This window comes from Salegentibacter haimaensis (assembly GCF_054121495.1).
Window position 1 is genome coordinate 137,685 of the sequence record NZ_JBSYGH010000009.1, and the last position, 16,587, is coordinate 154,271.

A 16,587-nucleotide genomic window follows, 5' to 3' on the forward strand; every position below is an offset into this window, starting at 1 on the left:
TATAAAAATCAATATTTTGTTAAGGGAAGTGCCTGAAAACAAAGAAGCCGGAGACATAAAAGCTCCGGCCTGGCTTGAATTAACACCTATGAAAATTCAAAAGAAATCCTTATTTTGAAACAGACCAGATGGAATATCCGTTGGCGGGAGCTTCCAGGGTCACCGTTCCATTTTCATTGGAGGTAGGGATATAATTTGTATTACCACTGTAATCTAAAAGTGTGGCATTGTTCCAGTTGGATTGTACAGAACGTCTTTTAGTGTTTTCGGAAAGACTAAGATATAGAATTAATCCGGGATTATCTCCATCGCCCTGTCTTTTCATCACATATTCGTCATTATCTATGTAAAGAATTTCGACTTCACCGGTAGCTATACTATTATGAATTTTTATCAAATTCTGAATTTCTTCCTGAAACGCCTCATTTTCATAATCTGAATAGAAAATGGTGGGGTAGCCATCGTGGGTTAGAATATAAGCATAGGCCTTCATTTTATTGGATACATCTATGCGGTTTTCTTCATTGGTGTCCTTTTCGGTATCGTGATTGGCAACGAAGGTCACCGCTTTTTCAGGATAGGTTTTTCTAAGCATATCGCGATCCAGGTAAGTAAGATCACTATGCCTGTCGAAAGCCTCATCCATTTTGTAAAAGGCTGCAAAATCAAACGCTGAAATTCCTGTTTCTTCCACATAGGCTTCCAAAACCGCTGCATTGCCATCCCAGTTTTCGGCCACTGCAAAGCCGCCAACTTCATCCATCCATTCGTTGATGACCCATTCGCCAAAGCCTTTCACATAGTCGAACCGCCAACCGTCAAAGCCCATCACGTTTTTGTAATATTTAGCTACTGAATTTTCCTTCTTCCAAAACCAATCCTGCACATAAGGCTGGTGATGACACACATCCTGTTCAGAAAAGAAAAGATCACCCTCGTCATATTCGTGAATATCGTTGGGATGAAAATACTCGTAATTTCGATTAAACATTCCTGAAGCATTCCCGTTTTCTTCATCAAACCTGGTATAGGTCTCTTTATCGCGGTACGGATTATACTCTGCACCGCCGCCCGAGTTGTGATTCAAAACAATATCGGCGATTACCTCCAAACCTAAATCATGAGATTTGGCGATAAGATTTTCGAGTTCTTCACGAGTCCCGAAGCGGGTAGGAGTGGTGCCGTGCTGGTGATATTCCCCAAAATCAAAATAATCTGAGGGGTCATAACCCATAGAATAGCCTCCGCTCTGTCCCTTGGTAGCTACAGGAAACCAAAGTCTGTCAACCCCGGCCTCGGCCCAGCCCTCCACTTTTTCTGAAAGCAGGTTCCACCATTCGTGGCGGGGTTCCACATCCCAGTAAAAGGTTTGCATCATCACGCCCTGCCCGCTGCTGAAATCGGAAAGATCGATAGGCTGAGGTGCCCCGGGTTCAACCGGCGGGGTGATTACATTATCATCATCTGGGTCTACCACAGGAGCATCATCGGTAGAACAAGCGCTCAAACCCAGTAAAAGCCCTAATAGTGCCGGAAAAATAAATTTTGTTTTTTTCATATTTCAAGAATTAAAAAAGGCTGCGCTAAGGCAGCCTTTTGAATTAAGCATTATAATTATTCCTGTGGAATGGCAATATAGCGACCATCAAGGCTGTTAAACCAGATGTCGTAAGTACCAGCTGTAACAGTCATATTATCCGGAGACCCGTAAGAAGCTTGTCCGCTAAGCCCGGCATTAACTCCCCAGTTATCGTCCCAGGCATCATCGGCTCTAAATTTAAATTCACCGTCACCGAGTTCAATACCGTTAATATACCAAATGTGGGGATCGAATTCCGACTGGGTCATATCGGTATCATCATCCCAGCCTCCCGGAGTGGAGTCACCAATTACGCCAATACTGTCATATATGGTGGCGTCGGCCTCATCTACCTCTTCCCAGGTATAAGTCATCTCATCAAGATTAACCATTAAGGAGTAATAAGCATCATCTTCTACTTTAAATGCAGCAGGGTCGTCGCTATCACCGCGGTTTACAGCAAGTACGCCATCGGTTCCTCCCCATTGTGGTTGCCACGCGCCCAGCATTTCAAGAAGTTTAAATCCTTCTACGCCATCACCTCCGGCAAATCTTCCCTGGAAGTAGAAAATATCATCATTTTCAGCATCACGGAACATTGGAGTGTTATTGTTGTTGGGGTTCCATCCGGCAGCGGTAGCGTCTCCAACAAAGAAAAGATTAGGCTTGGCTTCTTCTTCCTCTTCACCGCTTTCAGGCAATTCTACAGTAAGGTTCTGCACATCTGACATTTCAGAAAGCTCATTGCCCTGGCCGTTTCCTGCAAAAGCCACTACTCTAAAATATAGGTCACCAGTGTTTGGGGCTTCAGTATTCGGGTCGTTATCCAACCCGGCTTCTTCTGCCAGGCTCAACATTTGGGCTACACTTACCCCTACATTATTATTGCCGGTACTTCCCAGAATATTAAAACTTTCGAAGTCCTGGTCTGATGATCCCTGTAATTCATAAGTGATAGTGGTAGGGGCATCAAAATCTACCTCGTTCCATACAAAACGCTCTGCCAGGTTATTGCGGGTAGCATTGGTTAAAAGGTATACCTCCTGAAATGAGTTGGTAAAACTTATACCTTCAGGGTCGGGTTGAGCTACAAAGACGATATCGTCATCGTGCTCGCAGGATGAAAATCCCAGTACAGCAACTATGGCCAGTAAGAAAATTGAAAAATGTTTCATCGTTATTTTTTTAATCGTTATTCAGTTATATTAATATCCGTCGTTTTGAGTAAGGTTGGTGTTTACACCAAGATCGGTAGCCGGGATTGGCATTAGGTCTCTATGGGCGCCGGTAGTTGCTCCCTGCGGAACATTGCCTTTCCAGGGCCAGATACCGCGATCTGAGAACTGACCAAATCTAATACGATCTGTTCTTCGGTGGGCTTCCCAGTATAGCTCCCGGGCTCTTTCGGCCAGGATGAAATCTTCAGTCAGGTCGCCAGAAGAAATATTGCGGCTGTTATCCCCATAAGCTCTTTCTCTTAATTCATTGATGAGGTTTGTTGCAACTTCAGCGCTTCCGCCGCCTCCTCTAATATAAGCTTCAGCATACATCAAATATGCATCGGCCAGACGGAAAAGCGGGAAATCTATATCAACAAATTCTCCTGTATTATCTCTCCAGGGTTGCCCGTCGCTGCGTACATTTTTATACTTGGCTACGGCATAACCATCGGTAAAGCTGGAAAGGTCTCTGATCTCTTTGGTTTGACCTTCAGTAAAAAATAAGGCTCTCTGGTCATCAGATTCTGCCTCATCCGGGAAGTATTCCACAAGGGTAGAGGTAGTTCGCAAGCCGGCCCAGCCGCTGCTTACTCCAAAATCTTCAGGATCCATATCGCCTCCAACGGCTGCGTGTACTATAAAAGACATTCCGCCATAAGATTGAGTTGCCTGCCCATCGAAGGTAATAGGGAAAATGATCTCATTTTGAGCACCATTTATATCATTATCAGCTAAAAATAATTTCTGATAGTCATCAACCAGGTTGTAGCCTGAATTAACTACACGTTCAGAATAGGTTAAGGCCTGGTCATACATCGAAGAACCGGTGTAAACTTCAGCATTAAGGTAAAGTTTGGCTAAAAGCATCCAAACTCCTGCCTTGTTTACTCTCCCGTATTCCTGAGAAGCTACTTCAGGGATTTCATTTTCAATAGCCAATAATTCGCTCTCTACAAATTCAAATAGCTGAGGTCTGCGAATTTGCTCAGGTAAATAGGCCCCAATCGGGTCTTCTTCGGTCACGAAAGGAGGGTTACCAAAGAGATCTAAAGCATGATAGTAATGCAAAGCTCTAAGATATCTTGCCTCGGCACGGTAAGTTTGCACTCTGGCAAGGTTTTCGCCGGTTAGCCCTCTGCTTTCCAAAACTTCGGGAGCGGTTTGTCTTAAATATTCGTTGGTAAGCGCTACCTGGTACATAATACGCGAATACATAGTTCTAATAAACTCGTTTCCTGCGGTCCAGTTTTGTGCGTGCAGGTCTTTAATTGTACCATCGTTCCAGCCAATTACGGCTTCTTCGGTGGTGAGTTCCTGCAACATCCAGTAAAGGCGAAGGTATTGAGAAAAACCTTCGTCTAATCCTACCAGATCGGGGTTTCCTGCGGGACCTTGCTGTCCACTTACAGCAAGCCCGGCATATAATTTAGCTAAAAACTGCTTGTAAGATTCAGGATCTTCAAAAGTGCTCTCAGCCGTTTGCCTGTTATCTTCAGGTTGCAATTCCAAATCTTTTTCACAGCCCCAAACAATACCCAGGGCGAGGAAAAGGATTAAAATTGATTTGCTTTTATTCAACATAGGTCTATGTTTAAAATGTTATTTCTTAAAATATGATATTCAATCCAAGTACAATATTGGTCGCTCTTGGATAGAAGTTATTGTCTATACCACCCGGAATTTCAGGATCCAAACCTTCGTAATTGGTGATGGTCCAAAGATTGGTTCCGGTAAGGCTGGTTCTAAAATCAACTTTCTCACCCGGGAAAAGGTAACCTATAGAAAGGTTATCCAGTTTCACGAAATCGGCACTTTGAATATAATAATCTGAGAAAAGCTGATTGTTCACAAAGTTGGTTTCCAGTACATTGGCATTCAAATTTGAATAATATGGCTGCGGGGTTACAGTTCCTGCAGTCACAAAGCCATTACCACTTTGGGTGTTGTTGTACATATAATGTCCAAAACTTCCTCTAAAGGTAAAGCTCATATCGAAATTCTTGTAGTTCATTGTACTGGTAAGTCCCATAAAGAAATCGGGGTTTGCCTTTTTGTAAGGAACCTTATCGGCTTCAGTGATTTGATTGTCTCCGTTTACATCTACATAGGCACCTTCAATAGGACGACCTTCGTTGTTATAAACCTGACGGAAAACAAAGAACGTAGAAGGATCGTAACCCTCTTTCCAAAGCTGGATATTGTTTCCTGTACCTCCGCTAATTCCTCCCTGAGGGATAAAGAAATCGGGGTTTTCTCCCAGAGAAAGCCTGGTGATTTCCAGTTCCTGGAAGGTGATGTTATAATTAAGGTCCCAGTTGAAATCTTCAGACTGGATAATAGCTCCGTTAAGTCCAACTTCAATACCTCTACTGGTGGTTTGTCCCACGTTGGTTACCAGTAAATCTGAAAGGTTAGCCCCTGCAGGGATTGGTACCTGAGCCAAAAGGTCTTTGGTCTCTCTTGAGTAGGCCTCTACGGTACCGCTTAAACGATTGTTGAAAAAGCCAAAATCTATACCTATGTTATAGGTTTTAAGTTCTTCCCATTTGAGGTTTTGATCAAAGGCTTCAGGTCTAAGAGTAGGAAAGAAGGTGTTGCCAAACTGGTACTGAGCCCCACCAACACTTGGGGAATATACTCCTATAAAGCCGTAGTTAGGACCAATCTCCTGGTTACCGGTTACCCCATAACCTCCACGAAGTTTAAGTTGAGACAGGGCGTCTATCCCAGAAAATATATCTTCATTATGCAATTTCCAACCTACAGAAACCGAAGGGAAATAACTCCAGCGATTGTCTCCTCCAAATCTTGAGGAACCATCTCTTCGAATGCTTCCCGAGATAAGGTATTTGTTACTTATATCAAAACTTGCACGGGCGAAGTAAGATTCCAAAACATTTCTGTTTATTTCCCTTGGGTTTACCCGATATCCGGGGTCTTCAGGAACAGTTAATTCAGTATCGCTCTGAATATAGAATTCCTGGAAAGAATGTCCCGCAGTTAAATCTACCTTGGTGTCAAGGAAATCGATCTGATTGTTATAATTGAAATAGAAATCCAGTAAGGTATTTCGGTTTATTCCTGAATAATATTCTGCAAAGTCTCTGCCCTGTTGGTATAAACCATTCGCGGCTGCAAAGGCAGGGCGCTTGTTATGACCGTTGTTTTCAGAATAATCAAAACCTGCATTTACGTTAAATTTCAATTCCGGAAGGAAGTGGAATTTATACTCGGCATTCAGGTTGGTGATATTTCTACGGGTTCTTCCGCGGGCATCGTTGGTTTGCAATAAAGCTACCGGGTTACGGGTAGATTGCAATTGAGGAATAAGTCTTCCGCCGCTCATCGTATTAAATTCAAAGAATCCGCCAAAAGGCAGGCTATCATCGTAGACCTGTTGGGTAGGATCAAAAGCCACCGCAGAGCCAATAGCGCCCTGGTCGGCAAATATATTATTGTCTACAATTCCTTTAGAAGTTAACGAAAGCTTCAGGTGATTGTCAAACAAATCCTGGTTTAGCGCGATGTTAATCGCATTTCGCTCGTAATAATCGGTTTTAAGCACCCCGGTTTGAGCGGTGTGGTTAAAGTTTACCCGATAGCGAAAATCACCAATTCCCTGAGAAGCCGTAAAGTTATGAATAGCTCCTACTGAAGTTTGGTAGATCTGGTCCTGCCAGTCTGTATTATATTCTCCCAGTAAATCTGGATCGGTGCCAGCCGTGTTATTAATAAGGTTTCTGAATTGATCGGCTGAAAGCACATCTACTTTATCGATAATTCTTCCGGCCGAAGCTTTCAAATCATACTCCATTCTAAAGTCGGCTCCTTTTCTACCTTTTTTGGTGGTAATAAGAATAACCCCGTTAGAGGCACGCGAACCATAAATAGAGGTAGCAGCGGCATCTTTAAGCACCACGAAATCTTCTATCTCGTTAGGGTTAATAGAGTTTAGCTGGTTTCTTACTCCCTGTACACCACGCTGGTCTAAGGGAATTCCGTCTACCACGATAAGTGGAGAGTTGTTTCCTGAAAGGGATGAACCTCCACGAATTCTAATTTCGCTTCCTTCACCGGGTGCACCACCACCGGGGGTAATTCTAACCCCGGCCGATTTACCGGCGATAAGTTGTTCAGGCGAAACCACAGCTCCCTGGTTGAATTTCCCGGCCGAAATCTTTTCTACCGATCCGGTGGCATCCTGTTCAGAGGTGGTACCATATCCAATAAGAATTACTTCTTCAAGGGTTGCCTGGTCTTCATTAAGAGCTACATCTATAGTAGATTGACCTTCGTAAACGATTTCGCTGGTGGCGAAACCAAGGAAGGAAAATACCAAAATATCCCCCTGGGAAACGTTGTTGATGGTATAATTACCATCAAAATCGGTCACGGTCCCATTGGTGGTGCCCTTTACAATAACGTTTGCGCCGGGAACCGGAAGGCCGGTAGCACTTTCGCTAACCATTCCGCTCACAGTCTCCTGCGCAAAAAAGCTCATTGGCAGCATAAAGAGCAACAGCAATAGGCTTTTAGTAAATGTTTTCATAAATTTTCAATTGAGTTTACTTTAATTTTTAGGCTTATATTTTTACTTTCTGAGGTTAAAAGTATGTAAAAGAATTGTGAAGAAATGAGTATTTACGCGGCCCGGGCTTCCGAAAACGTTATAGTGTTGAAAACTTTTTTGTTTTTATCGAAAGCCGTATTTTTTGTGATATTTTTACAAGGTTCCCATTTTTGAACACCAAATTTCAAGAATTTATGAAGCCCAAATTAACCCTGAAACAAATTGCCCGTGAGCTGGAAGTATCTATTTCTACGGTATCGAAGGCGCTAAAGGACAGCCCCGAAATTGGGGAGGATACCAAGCAAAAAATCAAGGCCTTCGCCAAACTATATAATTACAAACCCAATAATATTGCCCTAAGCCTCAAAAACCGAAAAACCCGTACCATAGGTATTGTAATTCCCGAGATCGTGCATTATTTCTTTACCACGGTAATTAGCGGGGTAGAGCAGGTGGCCAATGAAAAAGGATATAATGTGATTGTATGTCTTTCCAATAACAGTTTTGATCGCGAGGTTTTAAACCTGGAGATGCTGGCCAATGGCAGCACCGACGGATTTATAATTTCTATGGCCAAGGAAACCATGCAAAAAGAAGACTATCATCATCTTATAGAAGTAGTTAATCAGGGGATGCCTTTGGTGCTTTTCGATAGAGTTTCAGATCAAATAAATTGTGATAAGGTAATTATAGACGATGTATTGGGAGCCAAAAAGGCGGTACAGCATCTAATCGATATTGGAAGTAAAAAGATAGGCCTCATTTCTACGGTAGATTATATTAGTGTGGGTAAATTGCGCACCCAGGGTTATCTTCAAGCTTTGGAAGAAAATGGGATTTTAGTCGATGAAAATTTAATCCTGAAAATTGAAGATATGGAGCGCAGCGAGGAGGAAATCAGAAAGTTTTTCAAACGAAAGGAGGTAGATGCATTGTTTGCGGTGAACGAACATTTTGCGGTTTCGGCCATAAGGGTATTAAAGGAAAACGGGCTTGAAGTGCCTACCGACGTATCGGTAATAGGTTTTACAGATGGAGAGCTCTCAAAAAGGTTTATCCCAAGTTTAACTACCGTTAGTCAGCACGGCGAGCAAATGGGTGCCGAAGCTGCCCGACTTTTAATCGACAGGCTTGAGAACGAACCGGAAGATGAAGAGTCTTATAAAACCAGCATAGTAGAAACCCATCTTATTAAAAGGGAGTCTACCAAACACTAATGCTTATCGCCTGCAAGGATTTGAAAATCTTGCGGTTTGGCTTTATAAATTCAACCTGACTTTAAAGTGGGTTTATAAATTTTATATATATTTACCGCCATTAAACACTATCAGAACTTATATTTTTACTTTCTACCTAATAAGTTTTGATAAGTCTTAGCGCTTATCGTAACGCATAATAATTTACGATATGCAAAAACGAACCTTGAGTTTTTGGGAGATCTGGAACATGAGTTTCGGGTTTCTGGGAATACAAATGGGTTTTGCTCTCCAGAATGCAAATGCGAGTAGAATCTTACAAATTTTCGGGGCCGATGTGCACGAGCTTAGCTGGTTTTGGCTGGTAGCACCTGTTACCGGGCTTATAGTTCAGCCTATAATCGGCTATTATAGCGATCGCACCTGGACCAAACTGGGAAGGCGTCGACCTTTCTTTTTAACCGGAGCGATCTTAGCCGCTGCCGGGCTTATACTTATGCCCAATGCCGATATGTTCACTGCAATCCTCCCCTCGCTTTGGGTAGGTGCAGGGATGCTTTTTGTAATGGATGCCTCCTTTAATATTGCGATGGAACCTTTTCGTGCCCTGGTGGCCGATAATTTGCCTTCCGATCAAAGAACTCTTGGCTTTTCGGTGCAAACCGTGCTTATTGGAATAGGTGCCGTAATTGGTTCCTGGTTGCCCTATGTGCTCACAAATTGGTTCGATATCAGCAACCGAACTGTGGCCGGGGAAGTACCATTAAACCTGTTACTGTCTTTCGTGATTGGCGCCGCGATTTTGGTGGGGAGTATTTTGGTAACAGTATTTACTACCAAAGAATATACGCCAGCCGAATTGGATTCGATGGATGATCACGTGCCAGAAGAAATTCCCGAAGAAGAGAAAAAATCCAGCCTGCTGGATATTTTTAGCGACTTTGCCAAAATGCCGTTTACTATGCGGCAATTGGCCTGGGTGCAATTCTTTTCCTGGTTTGGATTATTTGGGATGTGGGTGTTTTCTACTCCTGCCATAGCACATCATATCTATGATTTACCGCTTAGCGATAACAGCAGTGAAACCTACCAGGATGCCGGAGATTGGGTAGGAGTTTTATTCGGCGTGTATAATGCCGTTTCGGCAGTATTTGCATTTTTCCTTCCGGCAATCGCGCTTAAAATTGGAAGAAAAGCAACGCATACTGTTTCTCTGTTGATCGGAGGGCTTGGTTTGCTTTCAATATATATCATGCCAAACGAATACTGGCTTCTATTATCGATGCTGGGAATTGGGATTGGTTGGGCGAGTATCCTTGCTATGCCATACGCGATTCTCGCAGGCTCGATTCCATCAAGAAAAATGGGAGTGTATATGGGAATTTTCAATTTCTTTATCGTAATCCCGCAAATTGTGAACGCGCTTATTGGTGGGCCTATGGTAAAATATCTTTACGGCGGAAATCCGATTTGGGCTTTGGTGACCAGTGGGGTGGCATTTCTTATCGCGGCTTTGTTAACCCTTAGAATTCACGATGTAGACGAACCCGTAGAAGTAAAAATTTAATGAAAAAGAATATGAAGAATAAAGGAGTGATTTTCGATTTAGACGGAGTGATAGTAGATACGGCTAAATTCCATTTTCTGGCCTGGCGAAAGCTGGCTAATGATCTGGGTTTCGATTTCACTGAAGCTCAAAACGAGCAGCTTAAAGGCGTAAGCCGGGTAGAATCGCTGAAGAAAATACTGGCCTGGGGAGAGATGGAACTTTCAGAAGCCGAATTTAAGCGCCAAATGGCCTTAAAAAATGAAAATTATCTCTCTTATGTAGATAAGATGGATGAAAGCGAGATTTTACCGGGTGTGCCACGGGTACTGGAGTTTTTAAAGAAAAATCAGGTGCCAATTGCTTTGGGCTCGGCCAGCAAAAATGCCAGGACCATTCTGGAGAGAATACAGCTTCTAGACGATTTTGATGCGATTGTAGATGGTACCGATGTGACTAAAGCAAAACCAGACCCTGAAGTATTCCTAATTGCTTCAGAGAAAATAGGTGTTTCTCCGGGAAACAGTGTTGTTTTTGAAGATTCAGTAGCAGGGGTACAGGCCGCAAATCGCGCCGGGATGCTTAGCATCGGGATTGGAGAAAAGAAAACTTTGGGAGAAGCTCAATACGTGTTTTCCGACTTTACGGAAATCGATAACGAATTTTTAGAAAAAATACTTACAAAAGAATAGCATGAATCAGGATTATATACAACCGGATGAATGGTCGATTATAGAAGAAGGTTTTGACCCTGCAAAGGTAAAATCGTCTGAAAGTCTCTTTAGCATCGGGAATGGTGCAATGGGGCAAAGAGCCAATTTTGAAGAAACCTATACCGGCCCCAGTTTTCAGGGCAGTTATATAGGTGGGGTGTATTACCCCGATAAAACCAAAGTAGGCTGGTGGAAAAACGGCTATCCCGAATATTTCGCCAAGGTGCTCAACGCTCCCAACTGGATAGGAATTAACCTGAAGGTTAATGGCGAGTCTCTGGATTTATTTACCTGTAAAAAGGTTGAGGATTTTCGTAGGGAACTCAATATGAAAGAAGGTTATCATAAGCGCAGTTTTATCGCTACCCTGCCTAATGATATAGAGATCAGCGTAATTGCCACCCGTTTTCTCTCCCTTAAGCGTGATGAACTTGGGGTGATCAATTATGAAGTTGAAGTGCTTAATAGTGATGCCGAACTCGAATTTGAAGCTTATCTCGATGGGGGCATTACCAACACCGATGCTAACTGGGAAGAACGTTTCTGGAAGACTCTTGAGGTTTCTTCGGAAGCAGACCAGGGCTTCATTCTTTCCAAAACTTTGAAGACCGAATTTCACGTGTGCACCTATATGCAATCTGAAATCTGGAAGCAGGGTGAAAAACTAACAATTTCAGCTTCCGAAGAAAAAACAGAGGATAGGCTGGGTCTTCACTATAAAGTAAAGGCTCAAAAAGGTGAAAAAATAAGCCTGAAGAAGTATGCCGGATATGTAACCGATATGAATCATAAGCGTGATGGCCTTATACCAGCAGCGAAATCGGTCTTAAGCGATGCAATCGCGACGGGTTATGATGAGCTGCTGCAGGAGCAAAAAAACGAATGGGCAAAGACCTGGGAAATGGCCGATATCAGCATTAAAGGAGATGTAAAGGCGCAGCAGGGAATTCGTTTTAATATTTTTCAGCTCAATCAAACCTATAGCGGGAAAGATGAAAGATTAAATATTGGCCCTAAAGGTTTTACCGGCGAGAAATATGGCGGAAGCACGTACTGGGATACCGAAGCCTATTGCATTCCTTTCTATATGGCCACCAAAGATCAAAAAGTAGCCAGGAATTTGCTTACTTATCGTTACAACCAATTGGATAAAGCGATTGAAAACGCTGAAAAACTCGGCTTTACCGGGGGTGCGGCATTGTACCCAATGGTAACAATGAATGGGGAAGAAAGCCATAATGAATGGGAAATTACTTTCGAGGAAATTCATCGAAACGGGGCTATGGTTTATGCCATATACAACTACGTGCGCTATACCGGCGACTTCGATTATATTCCCGAGAAAGGTCTGGAAGTGATGATCGCCATCGCAAGGTTTTGGCAGCAAAGGGTGAACTTCAGCAATCAAAAGAAAAAGTATGTAATGTTGGGAGTTACCGGGCCTAACGAGTACGAGAATAACGTAAACAATAACTGGTACACCAATTATATCGCCAAATGGTGCCTGGAATACACCCTGGAAACCCTTGAAAAAGTTAAGGATGGCTATCCTGAAGACTACGAGCGCATTGTTGGTCATACCGAACTCGGTGATGGAGAATTAATCGCCTGGAAAGAAGTAGCCGAAGAAATGTATTTCCCTTATTCAGAAGAAAAAGGAGTGTATTTGCAACAGGATGGATTTTTGGATAAAGAGCTTAAACCTGTAAGCAAGCTGGACAAAAAGCAGCGGCCAATAAATCAAAAATGGAGTTGGGATCGCATTCTTCGAAGCTGTTATATCAAACAGGCCGATGTGTTGCAGGGCTTCTATTTCTTTGAAGATCACTTCAGCAAAGAAGATCTTAAGAAACATTATGAATTCTATGAGCCCTTTACCGTTCACGAATCATCCCTGTCGCCCTGTGTGCATAGCATTCAAGCAGCGGTTTTGGGAAGAATGGAACAGGCCTATGAATTTTACCTTAGAACCTCCAGGTTGGATTTGGATGATTACAACAACGAAGTAGAACAGGGTTGTCACATTACCAGTATGGCCGGTACCTGGATGAGTATCGTAGAAGGTTTCGGCGGAATGAGGGTAGTGAACGATGAACTTTCATTTAATCCGCGTATTCCGGCTGAATGGCAGGCCTATTCTTTTAAGGTGAACTTTAGAGAGCAAATTTTGAAAGTAACGGTAACTGCAGAGAACACTTCATTTTTCCTTGAAGGTGACTCCTCAATAGAATTGAAGTTAAACGGAAAGAATCTCGAAATAACTCCCGGTAAAGAGTTAACTGTATAATGCCGAACCCGTGAACTCTAAGGATTGGCCATTGGTTTGCGGGTTTTTTTAATTGATTGAATATGAAAAAAATTGTCTTATTTATATGTCTTTTTGTGACTTTATCGGCTTCAGCGCAGGTAGAACGGGTGGAACCCCCACACTGGTATGCCGGTTTTGAAGACGAAGAACTTCAGTTAATGCTCTACGGAAAGAATATCGGTAAAGCTGAGGTAAGCCTTGATGCTGCAGGGGTCGAGCTCATAAAGGTACACCGGGTAAATAGTGAAAATTATCTTTTTCTGGACCTGGTTTTGACCGAAAACTCTGCGCCCGAAAAACTCACTTTTAATCTAGAGCTGGAATCGGGGGCAAGCCAGGAGCTGGCTTATGAAATTAAAGAAAGAAGCCGTCCTGAAGCTCATTTTAAAGGTTTTGATAATACCGACGCGATTTACCTTATCACCCCCGACAGGTTTGCCAATGGTGATCCTTCAAACGATGAAGATCCTTCTTTACGCGAGAAAAAGATCGACCGGGATGATGATTACGGGCGTCACGGTGGCGACATTCGCGGGATAATAAATCATTTGGATTATATCGAAGAAATGGGCTTTACTGCGCTTTGGTCTTCCCCGCTCCTCATAAATGATATGGAGTCGGGTTCTTACCACGGTTATGCCATGACCGATTTTTACCAGGTAGATCCCCGCTTTGGAACTTTGGAAGAATATATTGAATTAGCCGATAAGGCCAGAAACAAAGGAATAAAATTGATTATGGACCAGGTAGCCAATCATATTGGTTCAGGTCACTGGTGGATGGATGACCTGCCTTTTAAAGACTGGTTAAATTACCAGGAAGATTTTGAAGCCGGCAAAGAAATCACCAAATCCAATCACGTGCGCACCACCAATCAGGATTTTTATGCGGCTGAAGTGGATAGAAAACAAATGAACGAAGGTTGGTTTGTAGATACTATGCCAGATTTGAACCAGGAGAATCCTTTTATGGCCAAATATCTTATTCAGAATTCGATTTGGTGGATTGAAGTGCTTGGGCTGGGCGGCATTCGCCAGGATACCTATCCTTATCCCGACAAAGCTTTTATGAGCGAATGGGCTGGTGCAATTATGAAGGAATATCCCGATTTCAATATCGTAGGCGAGGAGTGGAGTTACAATCCTCTTTTAATTCGATACTGGCAGGATGGCACGAAAAATAAGGATGGATATGAGTCTAACCTGCGATCTACTATGGATTTTGCGATGCAGGGGGAAATTGTCAAAGGGCTTAGCGAAGAAGAAGGTTGGGGTAGCGGTTTAAACAAAATTTATGAAGCTCTGGCTAATGATTTTGCCTATGAACGCCCGGAAGATATTATGATCTTTCCCGATAATCACGACAAAAGCAGAATTTACACTCAGCTGGGCGAAGATATGGCCAAAACCAAAATGGCTGTAGCCTATATGCTGGTACTGCCCCGTACGCCTCAAATCTACTACGGAACCGAGATTCTTATGGACGACACAGCTAAACCCGGGGATCACGGGCTTATTCGTACCGAGTTTCCCGGCGGATGGGACGACCACGATACAAACGCCTTTACCGGCGAAGGATTGGCTGAAGACAAACTCGAAATGCAGAATTTCCTGAAGAAACTGCTGAATTACCGTAAAACCAGTGAAGCTATTCATTCAGGAAAAACCAAACATTTCGCCCCGCAGGATGGAGTTTATGTCCTGGCCAGACAAATTGAAGCTGAAGATGTGGTGATTATTCTGAATAAAAATGAGGAGGCTTTTGAGCTCGACCTCGAACGTTTCAGCGAATTGGGGCTCGAAGGAAAAAACTTCAGCAACATTATTTCAGGAGAAAAAATGCTATTGAACAACCAGCTTAATTTACCTGAAAGAGGGGTTTACCTTTTCACTACAAAAATCAACTAAATTTATATAGATTATGAGACAGTTTTCATTAATAATGGCCCTTATGGTGCTTCTGGTTTCCTGTAAAAACGAACCTAAGACCAGCGTGTCAAAAAAAGATCAAAACGAAGATAGTATGGCCGAGGTAAGCAACGAAGCCCTGGAGTCGGCTGTGATTTATGAAGCCAACATAAGGCAGTATTCGCCTGAAGGCACTTTTGAAGCCTTTACCAAAGATATTCCGCAGTTAAAAGAATTAGGGGTGAAGGTAATATGGCTTATGCCGGTTTACCCAATTTCGATGAAAAACCGAAAAGCTACCGGAGATCTTTCTGTAGAAGATATCGAAGATGAAGAAGAAAGAAAAAAGTACCTGGGTAGCTATTATGCCATTGCAGACTACACCGACGTAAACCCCGAATTTGGTAGTTTGGAAGATTTTAAAGACCTGGTAGATACCGCCCACGAAAACGGGATGTACGTGATTTTAGACTGGGTGGCCAACCATACCGGCTGGGACCATCACTGGATGGAGGAAAACCCCGATTTCTATACCAAAAACGAAGCCGGAGAGATTATAGATCCCATAGACCCAGGTACCGGAGAAAGCTGGGGCTGGACCGATGTTGCAGACCTTAATTACGATAATAAGGAACTTTGGAAAGCGATGACCAAAGAGATGGAATTTTGGGTAGAGCAGTATGAGATAGACGGTTTTCGGGCCGATGTTGCCGGGGAGGTGCCAACCGAATTCTGGGTAGAGGCGCGCAAAAAACTCGAAGAGCACAAACCCCTGTTTATGCTGGCAGAGTCTGAGAAAAAAGATTTATTCCACGAAGCCTTTGATATGGGCTATAACTGGGAAGGGCATCACATAATGAATGAAATGGCCCAGGGCAAAAAAACAGCAAAAGACTGGGATGCCTATATGCAGAAGATCGATACCACTTACCAGGACGATGATTATTTGATGAATTTCGTGACCAATCACGATGAAAATTCCTGGAATGGTACCGTGAAAGAACGTATGGGAGAAGCTGCCGAAGCTATGCTGGCATTGAGCTATACGCTTCCGGGAATGCCGCTTATTTATAGCGGGCAGGAATATGATATGGATCACAGGTTAAAGTTCTTTGAAAAAGACTCAATTCCGAAGCAAAAAGGAGAGGTTTGGCCCAAGCTCGTTAAACTCGGGAAGCTGAAGAATGAGAATAAGGCGCTTCACGGTGCAAAGGAAGCTGCTTCTTATGAGAAGCTTTCTACTTCAGAAGAAGAAAAAGTACTTGCCTTTAAAAGGGAAAAAGATGGAGAAGAGCTGGTTTATATTGCGAATATAAGCGGTGAAGCGCTGAATTTTGACCTTGAGCTGGAAGGAGCTTTTGAAGATTATATGAATGAGGCCGAACTGGAACTTCAGGAAAATCAGGAAATGGAGTTGCAGGCTTATGAATATAAAATATTATTAAAAAAGTAATAAAAATCATAAATTATTGAGGCCGTCTTAAAAGCTATTTTTAGACGGTCTTTTTTTATTCGTGCTTTAGGCAGTTTTACAATGTTATTGTTTTC

Annotated in this window: 10 protein-coding genes; 6 read left to right on the forward strand and 4 right to left on the reverse strand. The window is 42.9% G+C overall.

The window, feature by feature from the left end:
* Positions 1 to 109 precede the first annotated feature (109 nt).
* The 4 genes from ACW6QP_RS10250 to ACW6QP_RS10265 are packed head-to-tail and all read right to left on the reverse strand — an operon-like array spanning position 110 to position 7,348.
* Complete coding sequence (locus tag ACW6QP_RS10250; protein ID WP_457910778.1) at positions 110 to 1,558, reverse strand: alpha-amylase; 1,449 nt, start codon at positions 1,556 to 1,558, stop codon at positions 110 to 112.
* Positions 1,559 to 1,614: 56 nt separating this feature from the next.
* Positions 1,615 to 2,754 (reverse strand): SusF/SusE family outer membrane protein, encoded by a 1,140-nt coding sequence (locus ACW6QP_RS10255; RefSeq protein WP_457910779.1) that lies wholly within the window; start codon positions 2,752 to 2,754, stop codon positions 1,615 to 1,617.
* 30 nt (positions 2,755 to 2,784) lie between these two features.
* Positions 2,785 to 4,380, reverse strand: coding sequence for a RagB/SusD family nutrient uptake outer membrane protein (locus ACW6QP_RS10260; protein WP_457910780.1), 1,596 nt, complete (start codon positions 4,378 to 4,380; stop codon positions 2,785 to 2,787).
* A 25-nt stretch (positions 4,381 to 4,405) separates the two neighbouring features.
* Positions 4,406 to 7,348: a SusC/RagA family TonB-linked outer membrane protein gene (locus tag ACW6QP_RS10265; RefSeq protein ID WP_457910781.1), complete on the reverse strand. Its 2,943-nt coding sequence runs from the start codon at positions 7,346 to 7,348 to the stop codon at positions 4,406 to 4,408.
* 215 nt (positions 7,349 to 7,563) lie between these two features.
* Between ACW6QP_RS10265 and ACW6QP_RS10270 the strand changes: the two genes are divergently transcribed.
* From ACW6QP_RS10270 to ACW6QP_RS10295, 6 genes are all read left to right on the forward strand, one after another.
* Positions 7,564 to 8,586, forward strand: coding sequence for a LacI family DNA-binding transcriptional regulator (locus ACW6QP_RS10270; protein ID WP_457910782.1), 1,023 nt, complete (start codon positions 7,564 to 7,566; stop codon positions 8,584 to 8,586).
* A gap of 190 nt (positions 8,587 to 8,776) precedes the next feature.
* A complete protein-coding gene (locus tag ACW6QP_RS10275) occupies positions 8,777 to 10,132 on the forward strand; it encodes an MFS transporter (RefSeq protein ID WP_457910783.1) in 1,356 nt (451 codons plus the stop codon).
* Positions 10,133 to 10,143: 11 nt separating this feature from the next.
* Entirely contained in the window at positions 10,144 to 10,803 is a 660-nt protein-coding gene (gene pgmB, locus ACW6QP_RS10280; RefSeq protein WP_457910790.1) for a beta-phosphoglucomutase, read from the forward strand.
* A gap of 1 nt (position 10,804) precedes the next feature.
* Positions 10,805 to 13,111, forward strand: coding sequence for a glycoside hydrolase family 65 protein (locus tag ACW6QP_RS10285; protein WP_457910784.1), 2,307 nt, complete (start codon positions 10,805 to 10,807; stop codon positions 13,109 to 13,111).
* Positions 13,112 to 13,173: 62 nt separating this feature from the next.
* Entirely contained in the window at positions 13,174 to 15,039 is a 1,866-nt protein-coding gene (locus tag ACW6QP_RS10290) for a glycoside hydrolase family 13 protein (protein WP_457910785.1), read from the forward strand.
* Positions 15,040 to 15,052: 13 nt separating this feature from the next.
* A complete protein-coding gene (locus tag ACW6QP_RS10295; protein WP_457910786.1) occupies positions 15,053 to 16,492 on the forward strand; it encodes an alpha-amylase family glycosyl hydrolase in 1,440 nt (479 codons plus the stop codon).
* Positions 16,493 to 16,587: the final 95 nt, after the last annotated feature.